This window comes from Streptomyces sp. NPDC002788 (genome assembly GCF_053592115.1).
On sequence record NZ_JBSFVB010000001.1, the window covers coordinates 511,583 to 524,821 of the forward strand.

The window sequence follows — 13,239 nt, forward strand, 5'->3', positions numbered from 1 at the left end:
GGACCGTAAGGGGGCCCGGTGGCGCGGAAACACAGCACCTCGCTGCGCAGGCGATTGCGCGTCGCGGACGGCGAGCCGGTCAGCCTGGCGCACCACGACACCGCCGCCACCCCGGGAGGCCCGGACGGCAAGGCGGCGGGCAAGGCCGCCACGGCCCGGGTCGGCGAGCACCTGGCCGTCCTCCAGGAACGGCTGTGGGCGGCGAGCACCGCGGGCGACCGGCGCCGTGTCCTGCTGGTGCTGCAGGGCATGGACACCAGTGGCAAGGGGGGCACGGTCAAGCACGTCATCGGCCTGCTCAACCCCTCCGGCTGCCGGATCACCGCGTTCAAGGCACCCACCGCCGAGGAACGCGCCCACCCCTTCCTGTGGCGGGTGGAGAAGGCGCTCCCGGCCCCCGGCGAACTGGGCATCTTCGACCGCTCGCACTACGAGGACGTCCTCATCGCCCGCGTCCGGGATCTCGCGCCCGCCGCCGAGATCGTCCGGCGCTACGAGCAGATCAACCGCTTCGAGAAGTCCCTCGCCGACGACGGTGTGACCCTCGTGAAGTGCTTCCTGCACATCTCCTACGAGGAGCAGCGCCGCCGGCTGCTCAGCCGCCTCGACAAGCCGGAGAAGCACTGGAAGTTCACCGCTTCCGACATCGACGACCGCGCCCTGTGGCCGGCGTACCAGGAGGCCTACGAGATCGCCCTGGAGCGCTGCGGCACCTCGTACGCGCCCTGGTACCTGGTCCCGGCCGACCACAAGTGGTACCGCAACTGGGCGGTCAGCACGCTGCTCCTGGAGCACCTGCGGAAGCTGGACCCGCAATACCCGGAGGCGGACTTCGACGTGGCCGAGTGCCGCAGGCGGCTGCTCGGGGAGGCGTGATCCGGCCGGTCAGGCGGCCAGCAGGGCGTCGATCTGGCCGACGGCCTCCTTCAGTCCTTCCTCCATGCCCATGGCGACCAGCTGCTCCATCTGCTCGCGGGAGTCGAACAGGGAGCGCAACTCCATGCGCGTGCCGCCGCCGTGCTCGCTGAGCCGCACCGCCACGGACGTGGTCGGCAGGTCGTCCTTGGGCTTGCCGTCGTCGTCGGCGAAGCCGTCGGTGAACTCCAGGGAGGTCGGCTCGATGACGGAGGTGATCCGCCACCAGCCGCGGTGCCGGTCGCCCTCCGGGCCGGTCATGAAGTAGGTGACCTCTCCGCCGGGGGTCAGGTCGTGCTCCTCCACGGTCGCCGGGTAGGTCGGCGGGCCCCACCAGCGCTCCAGTTGCCGGGGGTCGGCCCACAGCCGCCACACCCGCTCGACCGGGGCGGAGAAGTCGGCGATCAACGTCAGGGTGAGGTTGTCGAGATCCTTGTCGACACTGGTGACGCTCATCTCTCGGGTCCTTCCGTCGTGTCGTTCCCCGCGGTTGCGGATGTCCCGGTTCCGGGATCGTCGGCGAGCAGCCGGGCCATCCGGTCGACGCGTCCGCGCCATGCCGACTCGAGCTCCTCGAGGGCCGTGCGTGCGCGGCCCACCGCGTCGGGGTCGGTGCGCACGAGCTGCTCCCGTCCGCTGCGCTGCTTGACGACCAGACCCGCCCGTTCCAGCACCGCGACGTGCTTCTGCACGGCGGCGAAGCTCATCGGATAGGCCTCGGCCAGCCGGGACACCGACAGCTCCCCGCGTCCGCAGCGGCGCAGTATGTCCCGGCGCGTGGTGTCGGCCAGGGCATGGAACAGCCGGTCCACGATCTCGTCACCCAGCTCATCTACAACCATTTGGTTGTACTTTAGCCCTGCCGGTCGCCGTTGTGAAGCGATCCGGCCGGCACTGACGCGGACCGGGCGGGGTACTCGGTGCCCATGAGCGAGAACCAGCAGGTCAGAGGGTCGTACTGGCTCGAGACGGCACCGGGCGGCCGCCATCCGGCGCTGGCGGAGGACCTGGACGTCGACGTGGCGGTGATCGGCGCCGGGATCGCCGGACTGTGCACGGCCTGGGAGCTGACGCGGGCCGGACGGAGCGTGGCGGTCCTGGAGGCCGGCCGGGTCGCGGCCTCGGTCACCGGGCACACCACCGCGAAAGTCACCGCCCTGCACTCGCTCGTCTACGAGAAGCTGCGGCGCACCCGCGGCCCCGAGGGCGCGCGGCTGTACGCCCGTTCCCAGTCCGAGGCGATCGAGCACGCGGCCGCGGTCGCCGGGGAACTGGGCGTCGACTGCGACTGGGAGACACGGAGCGCCTACACCTACGTCGGCGACACGGGCCGGGTGGAGGAGCTGCGGGCAGAGGCGCGGGCGGCGGCCGAGGCCGGGCTGCCCGCCTCGTTCGTGACGGAGACCGGGCTGCCCTTCCCGGTGGCGGGCGCGGTCCGGGTCACCGGTCAGGCCCAGTTCCACCCGCGCAAGTACCTGCTCGCCCTCGCCGCCGACCTCGTCGAACGGGGCGGGCGGATCTTCGAGGACACCACCGTCCTCGGCCTGGAGGAGGGCGAGCCGTGCCGACTGTCGACCGCGGCCGGGGCGACGGTCCGGGCCCGGGAGGTCGTCGTCGCGACGCACTACCCGATCTTCGACCGGGCCCTGCTGTTCACCCGGCTGACGCCGAAACGGGAACTGGTCGTCGCCGGGACGATCCCCGCGGACCAGGACCCGGACGGCATGTTCATCACGCCCGACGAGAACACCCGCTCGGTGCGCACGGCCCCGTACGAAGGGGACCGGCGTCTGCTCATCGTCACCGGTGAGCACTTCACGCCGGGCACGGGCGACACACGGGCCCGTTTCGAACGTCTCACTTCCTGGGCCACCCGGCACTTCCCCGACCTGGAGGTCACGCACCGGTGGGCCACGCAGGACAACAGCCCCACCGACACCGTGCCGATGGTCGGCCCGCTGCACCCGGGCGCCCGGCACAGCTATGTGGCCACCGGCTTCGGCGGCTGGGGCATGACCGGCGGCATCATGGCGGGCCGCCTGCTCGCCGCGCAGATCACCGGCGAGGAGTGCGAGTGGAGCGGGCTGTACGACCCGCGCCGGGTGAAGCCCGCCGTGCGGCAGGCGCCGTCGTTCCTCAAGACCCAGGCCAAGGTGGCCGGGCATTTCGTGGGCGACCGGCTGCGGCCGTCGCCGCCCGTGGAGTCCCTGCCGCCCGGGGAGGGTGCCGTGGTCCGCGCCGGCAGCCACCGTCTCGCCGTCTACCGGGACGACGACGGCGCCCTCCACGCCGTCTCCGCCCGCTGCACCCACCTGGGCTGCCTCGTCGACTTCAACGCCGCCGAGCGCGCCTGGGAGTGCCCCTGCCACGGCTCCCGCTTCGACACGGACGGCAAGGTGATCCAGGGCCCGGCGACCAAGCCCCTGGAGCAGCGGGACATCTGACGGCCGGGTGACACCGGCAGCGGACACGCATAAGCGGACGATCCCGTTCATATCTTCTTACGGTGATCGCCCTTCTCCGCCGTACAGTCGCCGTGTGCGCCCTGGGCGCGGTGGCCCTTGCCGCCTGCGGTACCGACCGGCCCCCGCCCGCGCCCTCCCCGCACGCGCCCTCCGCGCAGGTGTCCGCACCGCCGTCGAGGCCGCCGACCCTGGCTCCCGGCCCCGCCGGCCTGACCCCCGTCTTCGAGCACGGTCCCCGCACGCGCGGCAGGACCGTCGCGCTCACCTTCGACGCCGACATGACCGCCGGTCAGGGGGCGCGGGCGGCGGCGGGTGAGCCCTTCGACCACCCACGGCTGATCGCGACCCTGCGGGCGCTGAAGGTGCCGGCCACCGTGTTCATGACCGGCCGGTGGGCCGAGGAGTACCCGGACCAGGCCCGCTCCATCGGCCGGGACCCGCTCTTCGAGGTCGCCAACCACTCCTACAGCCACTACGCGTTCACACCGGACTGCTACGGCCTGCCGACCGTGCCCGGTCAGCGGATGCGGTCGGACGTGGAGCGGGCCTACGCCGCGTTCCGCAGGGCCGGCGTGCCCGACCCGATGCCGTACTTCCGCTTCCCCGGCGGCTGTTACGACCGGCGGGCGCTCAGGGCGCTGACGCCCACGGGTGTGACCGCCGTGCAGTGGGACGTGGTCGGCGGCGACGCGTTCGAGACCGACCCGGACACGGTGGTCCGGCAGGTCCTCGACGGGGTACGGCCCGGGTCGGTGGTCGTGCTGCACTGCACCCGCAGCGCCGCCCCGGCGACCGAACGGGCGGTGCGGACGATCGTGCCCGAGCTGCGGCGCCAGGGCTTCCGGTTCGTGAAGGTCTCCGAGCTGATCGGGGCCGTGGGCGGCCGCCCCTGACCGGCCTACGCTGGACGCATGAGCGACAACGACTACTGCCTGATCGACGCGACCAGGCCGCCCCGGGCGGACGGGCCGCCGTACGCGGAGTGTGTGCTGTGCCGGGAACCGACGGAGTACCCGGACTCGTACAAGGGCATCACCCTGTGCCCGGCCTGCGAGTGGCAGGAGGCGCAGCGCACGGCCTGCTCAGGCTGACCGGCGGGAGGCCAGCGCACCGGCCAGGGCCAGCGCCGCGGCCGTGACCAGGGCTGCCGCGGCCAGGGGCAGCAGCGGAACCGGCACGGTGCCCTCCTGCGAGCCGGTGACCAGGTCCTGCACGGCCGCCTGGGCAGGGGAGCCGGTGGCGACCAGGGCCAGCAGCGCCGCGAGCAGCAGGGCCAGGACGGCACGGCCCCGGGACCGCAGCAGGGGCGGGCTGGTGAGCGCGCCGACGGCCGTGCCGAGCAGGGCGCAGGCCAGCGTGGCGAGCAGTCCGGCTCCGCCGGCGGCGGCGAGCGGCACCCGGGTGCGGTGGTCCGAGGCGACCGGGTCGCTGAGCAGCGTCACGGCGAGGGTCGCGAGCGTGCCCAGCGCCACCGCGCCGACCGTCGCGACCAGCAGGCAGGCCACATGGGCGCGGGCGGGCCCGGCAGCGGCCGCCACACATCCGCGGGCGGCGGCCGGCTCACCCGTGACGCAGATCCGCGCCAGCCAGGCGGCGGTGGGCAGCAGGGCGGCGGCCGTGTACCCGAGCGAGTCGAGCACGGGTTGTCCGGCCCGCACGCTGATCGCGAGGAAGACCGCGTAGAGCAGGAACGGCGGCAGCCAGCGCTGCGAACGCAGCAGGAGGGCGGCGTGGTAGCGCAGGAGGGCGGTCATCGGGGGCTCCTGGGGGCAGCTGTCCGCGCTGTCGCAGTCAGCGCGTGCCGCGGCGGGAAGTCGGTCATCGGCGCCTTCGGGTGGCAGGTGGCCGCCGCGTGCCACGGCAGGAAGCGAGTCATCGGCTGCTCCCCGAGCGGGTCGTCGGCGGGGTCACGCTCACCACGTGCCAGGGCGGGCGGGCCGTGAGCAGGGCGCGGAGCAGGACGTCGGAGTGCGGGGCGGGGACGGAGAGGCGGTAGCCGCCCGGGCCGGTCTCCTCGACGCAGGTGAGTGTCCGGTGCGCGTCGTCCGGCAGCCGTCCGTCCGGCGGGCCCTGCACCTCGACGGTCACGTACGGGCCGGACGGGCCCGGGGCAGGCGCGTCCCCCGGCACGAGGCCTCCGTCGCGGACCACGTACGTCGCGTCGGGCAGGCCCGCGAGGCGGCGCGGGTCGTGGTCGACGAACACCACCGATCCCCCGGCCGCCGTGCGCTCGGCGACCGCCCGCTCCAGCGCCGCCCGAGCCTCGGTGTCCAGGCCCGTCCACGCCTCGTCCAGCACCAGCAGTTCCGGCTCCGCCAGCAGCGCCTGGGCCACCGCGACCTTCTGGCAGCCGCCCTTCGACAGCCGCGCCATCGGCGTCTCGGCGTACGCGGCGGCGCCGAGGCGCTCCAGCCACTCGCCCGCGGCACGGGAGGCCGCCGTGCGGGACAGGCCGTGCACGCTGCCGAGACGGGCGAGGTAGCCGACGGCGGTGAAGGGCAGGGCCGGCGGGAACCGCTCGGGGACGTAGGCCGTGCGCGGGCGGCCCGTGATGCGGCCCTCGCTCGGGGCGTCGATGCCGGCGAGCAGCCGCAGCAGCGTCGACTTGCCGCTGCCGTTGGCACCCTCGACGCGGACGAGCCGGCCCGGGGCGACCGTCAGGTCGACACCGCGCAGCACCCAGGGACCGCGCAGACCGTGGCGGCGGCCCGCGTTCTGAAGGCACAGGTCGGGTCGCATGCGGCCATCCTGCACGATATTGCGGCTGGCACACTGGGATTCGTGAGCGAAGACCCCACGCCCGTGAGCGACAGTCCCTTCCGTTCCGAGCCCTCGGCGCGCGACGCGGCACCGCAGTTCGTGCTTCCGCTGGTCGCGCGGATCGAGCGGGCGGACCCGCCGGCGCGCACGGACGCGCTGGAGACCGCCGCGCGGGCCGTGCTGACGATCCTGGCCGACGAGCGGTCGGCCGACGCAGGTGAATGGGCCCGGGCGATGCGGGACTGGCAGGACGCCCGGATCCGCAAGGTGGTGCGCCGGGCACGCGGCGCCGAGTGGCGGCGGGCCGAGGCCCTGCCCGGCATCACGGTCACCGGCAAGTCGGCCGAGGTGCGCGTCTTCCCACCCGTGCCGGTGGACGGCTGGCCCAAGGACCTGGCACGGCTCCAGGTCTCCGGTACCGAGCTGGACGACCCGGAACCGCCGGCGGACGCCGACCCGGCCGCTCCCGTGCTGTGGATGAATCCCGACCTCGGCATGTCGGCCGGCAAGGCCATGGCCCAGGCCGGGCACGCCGCCCAACTGGCCTGGTGGCAGCTGTCCGACGAGGAGCGCGCCGCCTGGCACGGCGCGGGCTTCCCGCTCGCCGTCCGCACGGCCGACCCGGCCGGCTGGTCCGAACTGACGAGCGCCGGGCTGCCCTTGGTCCGCGACGCCGGGTTCACGGAGATCGCGCCCGGCTCGTGCACGGTGGTCGCGGACCACCCGGCGCTGCGCCTGGAGCCGTACGGGAGCGCCGACCCGGCGGCCACCCGTTCGGAGTAGCCGCAGGCGCGCAGGCCGCGGTCGAGTGCTCCAGTGGGGTTACCGGACAACCCGACTCCCGGAGGCAGCCATGTCCAGCGCCGCACCCCCTCCCCCCGCTCCGCCCGCCCCCGCCGACCGGCCGCCCGGCGGCTCCGGCCCCGGCGGCTCCGGCGACCCGTTGGCGGCCGGGGGCCTCGCTCTCGGCGGCACTCTGATGGTCGTCTACGGCCTGTTCGCGGTGTTGCAGGGCATCGCGGCGATCGCCGACGACGAGGTGTACACGAGCTTCGGGGAGTATGTCTTCGAGTTCGACCTGACCGCGTGGGGCTGGATCCACCTGATCGTCGGCGTGCTCGTGGTGGCGGCCGGGTTCGGCCTGTTCACCGGGGCCGCCTGGGCCCGTGTCGTGGGCGCGGTCGTGGTGGGCCTCGCCCTGATCGCGAACTTCATGTGGCTGCCCTACCAGCCGTTCTGGTCGATCATCATGATCGTGACCGGCCTGTTCGTCCTGTGGTCGGTGTTCAACTACCGCTCCCCCCGCACGGCGTAGGCCCGCTTCAGGGCGGCGGTGGGCGCCGGTCGCGTTCGGCGACCACCGCGTGCATCCGGCGGGACAGTGCGGTGGCCGCCGCCGTGAGGAAGACGAACGTGTACAGGATCTGGGCGACGGTCACCAGGCGGGCCTCCTGCCCGCGCGGGGTGATGTCGCCGTAGCCGACGGTCGCCAGCGTGACGACGGTGAAGTACAGCGCGTCGATGCGGGTGCGCAGGCCGGTGAACTGGCCCGGCTGCTGGGCCAGTGTGTAGTAACCGGACGAGAAGACCAGCACGGCGAGGCACATCAGCAGCGGGATCATGATGCCCGACCGGGTGTGCGGCTTCTCCAGCACCACGTCCCGGACCTGGCGCAGCAGCAGCGCGGCCAGGAGCCCCAGGCACAGGCCGAACAGCGGCCAGCCCACCCAGGGGCGGTCGTCGCCGAGCCCTTCCAGCGGGAGCAGGAAGTAGGCCGTGCCCACGGCCAGGACCAGAGCCCCGGCCCCGGCCCAGAGCCCGCGGACCGCGGTCCGCGAGTTCTGCTCCCGCTTCCGCGCGGGGCCGTGCGCCTGCTCGCTGCCTTCGCGCATAGGTCCGGTGTACGACGCATCGGGGGGTGGCGCGAGCCCGGGGACTCCGTCGGTGGGGCGGGGGTGGCGGCGACGGGAGCCCGGGACGCCGGCGGTGGGTTCGGCGGCCGGCTCGGCACGGGGCGGACGGGCCGAACCTCAAATGTTGCTCTGAAGGCGGCCGGGTCGGGGTTCGGGGGCGGACGGCTGGGCCATACCCCCCTCACGTTCGAGGATCCGGCGGGGTGGAGGAGGGGACGATGGAGCGACTGGGGACGGGCATCGGGTGGCGACCGGAGATCGCGGACGCCGTCGAGCGCATGCCGGGCATCGACTGGGTCGAGGCGGTGGCCGAGAACATCTGCTCCGGGCATCTGCCCGACTCGCTGCGGCGGCTGCGCGAGCGCGGCATCACCGTGGTGCCGCACGGCGTCTCGCTGGGCCTCGGGGGCGCCGACCGGCCCGACGAGGGCCGTCTGGCCGCGTTGGCCGAACGGGTGGAGGCACTGGGCTCGCCCCTGGTCACCGAGCACATCGCGTTCGTACGCGCCGGTGGGGCGCTGACGGCGACCCAGCACCTGGAGGCCGGTCATCTGCTGCCCGTCCCCCGGACCCGGGACGCCCTGGACGTGCTGTGCGAGAACATCCGCATCGCCCAGGCGTCCCTGCCGGTGCCGCTGGCCGTCGAGAACATCGCCGCGCTGATCTCCTGGCCGGGCGAGGAGATGACGGAGGGCCAGTTCCTCTACGAACTCGCGGACCGTACGGGTGTCCGGCTCCTCATCGACGTGGCCAACCTGCACACCAACCACGTCAACCGCGCCGAGGACCCGGCCAGGGCCCTCGCCGAGCTGCCCCTCGAGGCCATCGCCTACGTCCACGTCGCCGGCGGTTTCGAACGCGACGGCGTCTGGCACGACAGCCACGCCCACCCCGTCCCGCAGCCGGTCCTGGCCATCCTGACCGACCTGGCCTCCCGCGTCCGCCCGCCCGGCGTCCTCCTGGAACGCGACGAGAAATTCCCCCAACCGGCGGAGCTGGAAGCCGAGTTGGCGTCCATTCGGCGGGCTGTGGAGGCGGGAGCCGTCGAGCGCGTGAAGGCGGAGGTGCGCGCGGCGGGCAACGCGCTCGCCGTGCGGGCGGGGGCGGCACCCGGACGCTGGAGCGGGGCCCGTGCGGGCGGCGACGCACCGGGGGCCGTCGCCACGCTGACGCCGGACGAGCCCGGCGGGGTGTCCCGGGGCGGGGAGCGCGGGCTGCTCGGGGCAGCCGGGGCGATGCCGCGGGGCCGGCAGACCGGGGCGGCCGGGGCTGCACCGGGCGCCTTCGGCCGGCCCGCGCACGGGGGCGTCGACGAGGCGCGGCAGCGGCTCGGACTCGCGCAGGCGGCGTTGCTGTCGGCGCTGGTCGCCGGCACGCCCGTGCCCGAGGGGTTCGACCGGGTGCGGATCGGCGTGCAGGCGCGGGCGCTCGCCGCGAAGCGGGCGGACGTCGTGGCGAAGGTCGCGCCCGAGCTGCCGGTGATCCTGGGAGAGGAGTACCGCCCGGCCTTCCTCGCCTACGCCCAGACCCGGCCGATGACCGGCGGCTACCGGCGCGACGCCCTCACTTTCGCCGAGCACCTGCTGTCCGCCGGGCGGCCCGGGGACGCCGTCGCCCGGCGGGAGCTGCGGGGGTGGTGGCTGGAGCGGTCGGGGCCGAAGCCCCGCTCCGGCCGTCCGGCCCACCGGTTGGCTCGCGCCACGCGCAGGATGCTGCTGCGGCGCGTCGCCCCCCTGCCGTCGTCCGCGTCGTCGGCCTAGCCGCTCCCGCCGCCCGCCTGCGGTCCGCCCGCGGAGCGGTGAAACGGAACGTCACATCCCGACAACACTCCGTCCGGATGGTGAACAGGGCATGGTGCTTTCGCGACCGTGTCACATACAAACAACACATGCTCGGGGTTCTTCTCCTCCTGGCGGCCTGGGCCGTGGCCGGCACGGCGTGCACGCGTCTGTGCCTGGCCGCCGTACGCGCCGCGGCCGGTGCCGCGGACACCGGCCGGGTCCACGAACTCACGCTGTACGAGGCGGCGTTCCTCTCCGGCGGTCCCCGGCGGGTCGCCGACGTGACGCTGGTCGCCATGGCACGCCAGCGCCGTCTGCTGCTGGCCCATACCGGCTGGGCGACGGTCGTCGACCCGCGCGGGCGGGACGAGATGGAACGGTCGGTGATAGGGGCCATCGGTCCCGACGGACAGTCCCGGATCGCGCCGGTGCGGGCCGCGGCCGCCGCCGCGGACGCGGTGCGGGGCGTCGCCGACGGGCTGGTCCGGGCGGGGCTCGCGGTGCCCGACAGCGCCCGCACGACGGTCGCCTCGGGGGTCCGGCAAGTGCGCGGGGCGGCCGTCGCCGTCCTCGCGCTGGGCATCGTCGCGCTGCTGACGCCCGCACCGCCCGACATGGCGCGGCACCTGGTCGCCCTGTGGTTCGCGCTGCCGCTGGCCCTCACCCTGAGCTGCCTCGCCATCGCCCGGATCGAGGTGCACCCGTACTCGCACTGGGCCTCCCCGGCCGGTCAGCGGCTGCTCGGCACGCTGACCCGGACCGCGGACGGCACCGCCGACGACCGCACGTACCTCACGTCCGTGGCGGTACGCGGCGTCCACGCGATCGGTGAACCGGAGCTGCGCGCGGCCTTCGCGCATCGCGAGGCGCACGACTGACAGACCGGGGGCGCGGGGAGGCATGGGTCCCGACACCGGCGGACGGTGCTTGCCTTCCCTCCGCGCCGCACGAACCATCCCTTTCGTCGCCACCGTGCCTCGAAGGGATACGCGATGAGAGCCGCTCTCCTCTACTCGGCCGCGGGGTCCTTGCTGCTGAGCACCCTCACCGCGGCCCCGGCCCTGGAAGGCCGGACGGGGGAGGCCGAGGCGCGCGGCACCGCCGTCGCCGCCGCCCGCGCGAAGGCGGACGGTGTCGACTTCGGCCCGTGCCCCGACGCGCAGGACCTGCCGGGCAGCATGCAGTGCGGCACGGTGACCGTCCCGCTGGACTACGCCCGGCCCGACGGCAGGCAGATCGAACTCGCCGTCAGCCGGTCCCGGGCCACGCGCAAGGGCCCGCACGGCAAGCGTGAGGTCCGCCGGCAGGGCGCCCTCGTCCACAACCCCGGCGGTCCGGGCGCCACCGGTCTGTACTTCCCGCTCATCGGCCTGCTCCCCGAGTGGAAGCGGATCGCGGCCGCGTACGACCTCGTCGGCTACGCCCCGCGCGGCGTCGGCCGTTCGGCGCCGCTGTCCTGCGAGGACCCCGAGCAGTTCTTCAAGGGCCCCACGCAGGCACCGACGCACCCCTCCGAGTCGTACAAGAAGGAGCGCGTCGCGCAGGCGAAGGCGTACGCGCACGGTTGCGCCGAGCGGGCCGGCGGTACGCTGCGGCACTACCACTCGCTGAACAACGCCCGCGACCTAGACGTGCTGCGCGCCGCGCTCGGCGAGGAGCGCCTGACCTTCATGGGCTCGTCGTACGGCACGTACTTCGGCGCCCTGTACGCGACGCTGTTCCCGTCACACGTGCGGCGCATGGTGTTCGACTCGGCGGTCGACCCCCACCCGAGACGGATCTGGTACCGCAACAACCTGCACCAGTCGGCGGCGTTCGAGATCCGCTGGCGGGACTTCCGGGAGTGGATCGCCCGGCACGACGACGTGTACGGGCTGGGCGGGACGGCGCGGCAGGTGCAGCGCAGCTACGAATGGGCGAGCGCGCGGCTGGCCGCCGAGCCGGCGGGCGGGAAGGTGGGGCCGGGGCAGTTGCAGGGCGCGTTCCTGCAGGCCGGGTACTACGACGACCAGTGGCCGCACCGGGCGCACGCGCTGTCGGCCTATCTCCAGGGCGACCCGCGGCCGCTGATCGAGCAGGCGGAGCAGCATCCTCAGGCCGCCGTCGAGGCGGAGAACTCACGCGCGGTCTACGTAGCCGTCGAGTGCAACGACGCCCCCTGGCCGACCGACTGGGCGGTGTGGGACCGGGACAACACCCGGCTCGCGCGGGTGGCGCCCTTCGAGACCTGGGACAACGTGTGGACGAACCTGCCGTGCGCCTACTGGCGGGCGCCCCGGCAGCGGCCGCTCGACGTCTTCGCCGGGCCGGGCGAGCTTCCGCCGACGCTGATCCTGGCGGCCGAGCGGGACGCGGCCACACCGTACGACGGCGCCCTGGAACTCCACCGCCGCCTCGCGGGCTCGGTACTGGTGACCGAGCGGGACGCGGGCGCCCATGGCCTGGCGGGCGGGCCGAACGCCTGCGTCAACGGGCACATGGAGGCGTATCTGCTGGAGGGGCGGCTGCCGGGGCGGCGAGCGCAGTGCGCGCCGCACGCCGAGCCGAAGCCTTACGCGAAGACGAAGCCGGCCCCGGAGACGGAGCCGGCTTCGCAGACCGGGCCGCAGACGCAGCCGGCGGCCCCGGAAAACCCCGGGGCCGGGCAGCGAACGCGCTGATCAGGCCAGGTCCGCGACCAGCTCGGCGATGTCCTTGCGGCGGCCCGTGAAGAAGGGGACCTCCTCGCGGACGTGCCGACGGGCCTCCGAGGCGCGCAGGTGGCGCATGAGGTCGACGATGCGGTACAGCTCGTCGGCCTCGAAGGCGAGGAGCCACTCGTAGTCGCCGAGGGAGAACGAGGCGACCGTGTTGGCGCGCACGTCCGGGTAGCCGCGAGCCATCTTGCCGTGGTCGGCGAGCATGCGGCGGCGGTCCTCGTCGGGCAGCAGGTACCAGTCGTAGGAGCGCACGAAGGGGTAGACGCTCACGTAGTTGCGGGGCGTCTCGTCGGCGAGGAACGCCGGGATGTGCGAACGGTTGAACTCGGCGGGCCGGTGCAGCGCCATGTTCGACCACACCGGCGTGAGCGCACGGCCCAGCTTCGTGCGGCGGAAGAGGTTGTACGCCTCCTGCAGCGCGTCGCTGGTCTCCGCGTGCCACCAGATCATGAGGTCGGCGTCGGCGCGCAGGCCCGAGACGTCGTACGTGCCGCGGATGGTCACGTCCTTCGCGGCGAGCTGGTCGAACAGCTCCTGGACCTCGTCGGCGTACCCGGCGCGGTCCTCGGGGAGGACGTCCTTCAGCTTGAAGACGGACCAGAGCGTGTAGCGGATGACCTCGTTGAGGTCCTTGGCCAGCTTGCCCTTGTTCGGGATGCGGTCGGGCGCGGTGCTGGAGGCCGGGGTGGAGGCGTCGTCACTCATG

Annotated in this window: 15 protein-coding genes; 9 read left to right on the forward strand and 6 right to left on the reverse strand. The window is 74.1% G+C overall.

Features of this window, described 5'->3' with window-relative positions; genetic code table 11:
• The first annotated feature begins 18 nt into the window (after window positions 1-18).
• On the forward strand, window positions 19-876 hold the full coding sequence (locus tag ACWD1U_RS02265; protein WP_451103769.1) for a PPK2 family polyphosphate kinase: 858 nt from the start codon (window positions 19-21) through the stop codon (window positions 874-876).
• A 9-nt stretch (window positions 877-885) separates the two neighbouring features.
• Here ACWD1U_RS02265 and ACWD1U_RS02270 read toward each other — a convergent pair whose 3' ends face one another.
• Together ACWD1U_RS02270 and ACWD1U_RS02275 are read right to left on the reverse strand one after the other, a co-directional pair.
• The gene (locus ACWD1U_RS02270) at window positions 886-1,371 is read right to left on the reverse strand and encodes an SRPBCC family protein (protein ID WP_451103770.1); all 486 of its coding nucleotides are present in this window, start codon (window positions 1,369-1,371) and stop codon (window positions 886-888) included.
• Window positions 1,368-1,757 (reverse strand): ArsR/SmtB family transcription factor, encoded by a 390-nt coding sequence (locus ACWD1U_RS02275; protein WP_451103771.1) that lies wholly within the window; start codon window positions 1,755-1,757, stop codon window positions 1,368-1,370. Before ACWD1U_RS02275 ends, ACWD1U_RS02270 begins: the two co-directional genes overlap by 4 nt.
• Before the next feature lie 84 nt (window positions 1,758-1,841).
• On the opposite strand from ACWD1U_RS02275, the gene ACWD1U_RS02280 reads away from it, so the two are divergent.
• From ACWD1U_RS02280 to ACWD1U_RS02290, 3 genes are all read left to right on the forward strand, one after another.
• Window positions 1,842-3,359, forward strand: a complete 1,518-nt coding sequence (locus tag ACWD1U_RS02280; RefSeq protein ID WP_451103772.1) for an FAD-dependent oxidoreductase — start codon at window positions 1,842-1,844, stop codon at window positions 3,357-3,359.
• A 62-nt stretch (window positions 3,360-3,421) separates the two neighbouring features.
• The gene (locus ACWD1U_RS02285) at window positions 3,422-4,273 is read left to right on the forward strand and encodes a polysaccharide deacetylase family protein (protein ID WP_451103773.1); all 852 of its coding nucleotides are present in this window, start codon (window positions 3,422-3,424) and stop codon (window positions 4,271-4,273) included.
• An 18-nt stretch (window positions 4,274-4,291) separates the two neighbouring features.
• Window positions 4,292-4,471: a hypothetical protein gene (locus tag ACWD1U_RS02290; protein ID WP_451103774.1), complete on the forward strand. Its 180-nt coding sequence runs from the start codon at window positions 4,292-4,294 to the stop codon at window positions 4,469-4,471.
• Here ACWD1U_RS02290 and ACWD1U_RS02295 read toward each other — a convergent pair.
• Entirely contained in the window at window positions 4,463-5,134 is a 672-nt protein-coding gene (locus ACWD1U_RS02295) for an ABC transporter (protein ID WP_451103775.1), read from the reverse strand. The two genes, ACWD1U_RS02290 and ACWD1U_RS02295, sit on opposite strands and share 9 nt — an antisense overlap.
• 118 nt (window positions 5,135-5,252) lie before the next feature.
• Window positions 5,253-6,119 (reverse strand): ABC transporter ATP-binding protein, encoded by an 867-nt coding sequence (locus ACWD1U_RS02300; RefSeq protein ID WP_451103776.1) that lies wholly within the window; start codon window positions 6,117-6,119, stop codon window positions 5,253-5,255.
• A gap of 42 nt (window positions 6,120-6,161) precedes the next feature.
• Here ACWD1U_RS02300 and ACWD1U_RS02305 point away from each other — a divergent pair, with 42 nt between their 5' ends.
• Window positions 6,162-6,923, forward strand: coding sequence for an aminoacyl-tRNA hydrolase (locus ACWD1U_RS02305; RefSeq protein ID WP_451103777.1), 762 nt, complete (start codon window positions 6,162-6,164; stop codon window positions 6,921-6,923).
• Between the two features lie 70 nt (window positions 6,924-6,993).
• On the forward strand, window positions 6,994-7,455 hold the full coding sequence (locus ACWD1U_RS02310) for a DUF7144 family membrane protein (RefSeq protein WP_451103778.1): 462 nt from the start codon (window positions 6,994-6,996) through the stop codon (window positions 7,453-7,455).
• 7 nt (window positions 7,456-7,462) lie between these two features.
• On the opposite strand, the gene ACWD1U_RS02315 is transcribed toward ACWD1U_RS02310, so the two are convergent.
• Window positions 7,463-8,032, reverse strand: coding sequence for a potassium channel family protein (locus tag ACWD1U_RS02315; RefSeq protein WP_451103779.1), 570 nt, complete (start codon window positions 8,030-8,032; stop codon window positions 7,463-7,465).
• Window positions 8,033-8,271: 239 nt separating this feature from the next.
• On the opposite strand from ACWD1U_RS02315, the gene ACWD1U_RS02320 reads away from it, so the two are divergent.
• The 3 genes from ACWD1U_RS02320 to ACWD1U_RS02330 all read left to right on the forward strand — a co-directional run bounded on the left by ACWD1U_RS02320 (window position 8,272) and on the right by ACWD1U_RS02330 (window position 12,494).
• Window positions 8,272-9,813 carry a DUF692 domain-containing protein gene (locus tag ACWD1U_RS02320; RefSeq protein WP_451103780.1) on the forward strand — a complete coding sequence of 514 codons (1,542 nt, stop codon included), beginning with the start codon at window positions 8,272-8,274 and terminating at the stop codon, window positions 9,811-9,813.
• 128 nt (window positions 9,814-9,941) lie between these two features.
• The gene (locus tag ACWD1U_RS02325) at window positions 9,942-10,712 is read left to right on the forward strand and encodes a TIGR04222 domain-containing membrane protein (RefSeq protein WP_451103781.1); all 771 of its coding nucleotides are present in this window, start codon (window positions 9,942-9,944) and stop codon (window positions 10,710-10,712) included.
• A gap of 114 nt (window positions 10,713-10,826) precedes the next feature.
• A complete protein-coding gene (locus tag ACWD1U_RS02330; protein ID WP_451103782.1) occupies window positions 10,827-12,494 on the forward strand; it encodes an alpha/beta hydrolase in 1,668 nt (555 codons plus the stop codon).
• Here ACWD1U_RS02330 and hemQ read toward each other — a convergent pair whose 3' ends face one another.
• Window positions 12,495-13,238: a hydrogen peroxide-dependent heme synthase gene (gene hemQ / locus ACWD1U_RS02335; protein WP_451103783.1), complete on the reverse strand. Its 744-nt coding sequence runs from the start codon at window positions 13,236-13,238 to the stop codon at window positions 12,495-12,497.
• Window position 13,239: the final 1 nt, after the last annotated feature.

Coding starts and splice junctions, on each gene's coding strand:
- hemQ (WP_451103783.1), bottom strand. CDS start 13,238: ATGAGTGACGACGCCTCCACCCCGGCCTCCAGCACCGCGCCCGACCGC.
- ACWD1U_RS02310 (WP_451103778.1), top strand. CDS start 6,994: ATGTCCAGCGCCGCACCCCCTCCCCCCGCTCCGCCCGCCCCCGCCGAC.
- ACWD1U_RS02275 (WP_451103771.1), bottom strand. CDS start 1,757: ATGGTTGTAGATGAGCTGGGTGACGAGATCGTGGACCGGCTGTTCCAT.
- ACWD1U_RS02300 (WP_451103776.1), bottom strand. CDS start 6,119: ATGCGACCCGACCTGTGCCTTCAGAACGCGGGCCGCCGCCACGGTCTG.
- ACWD1U_RS02320 (WP_451103780.1), top strand. CDS start 8,272: ATGGAGCGACTGGGGACGGGCATCGGGTGGCGACCGGAGATCGCGGAC.
- ACWD1U_RS02330 (WP_451103782.1), top strand. CDS start 10,827: ATGAGAGCCGCTCTCCTCTACTCGGCCGCGGGGTCCTTGCTGCTGAGC.
- ACWD1U_RS02315 (WP_451103779.1), bottom strand. CDS start 8,032: ATGCGCGAAGGCAGCGAGCAGGCGCACGGCCCCGCGCGGAAGCGGGAG.
- ACWD1U_RS02290 (WP_451103774.1), top strand. CDS start 4,292: ATGAGCGACAACGACTACTGCCTGATCGACGCGACCAGGCCGCCCCGG.
- ACWD1U_RS02270 (WP_451103770.1), bottom strand. CDS start 1,371: ATGAGCGTCACCAGTGTCGACAAGGATCTCGACAACCTCACCCTGACG.
- ACWD1U_RS02280 (WP_451103772.1), top strand. CDS start 1,842: ATGAGCGAGAACCAGCAGGTCAGAGGGTCGTACTGGCTCGAGACGGCA.
- ACWD1U_RS02295 (WP_451103775.1), bottom strand. CDS start 5,134: ATGACCGCCCTCCTGCGCTACCACGCCGCCCTCCTGCTGCGTTCGCAG.
- ACWD1U_RS02325 (WP_451103781.1), top strand. CDS start 9,942: ATGCTCGGGGTTCTTCTCCTCCTGGCGGCCTGGGCCGTGGCCGGCACG.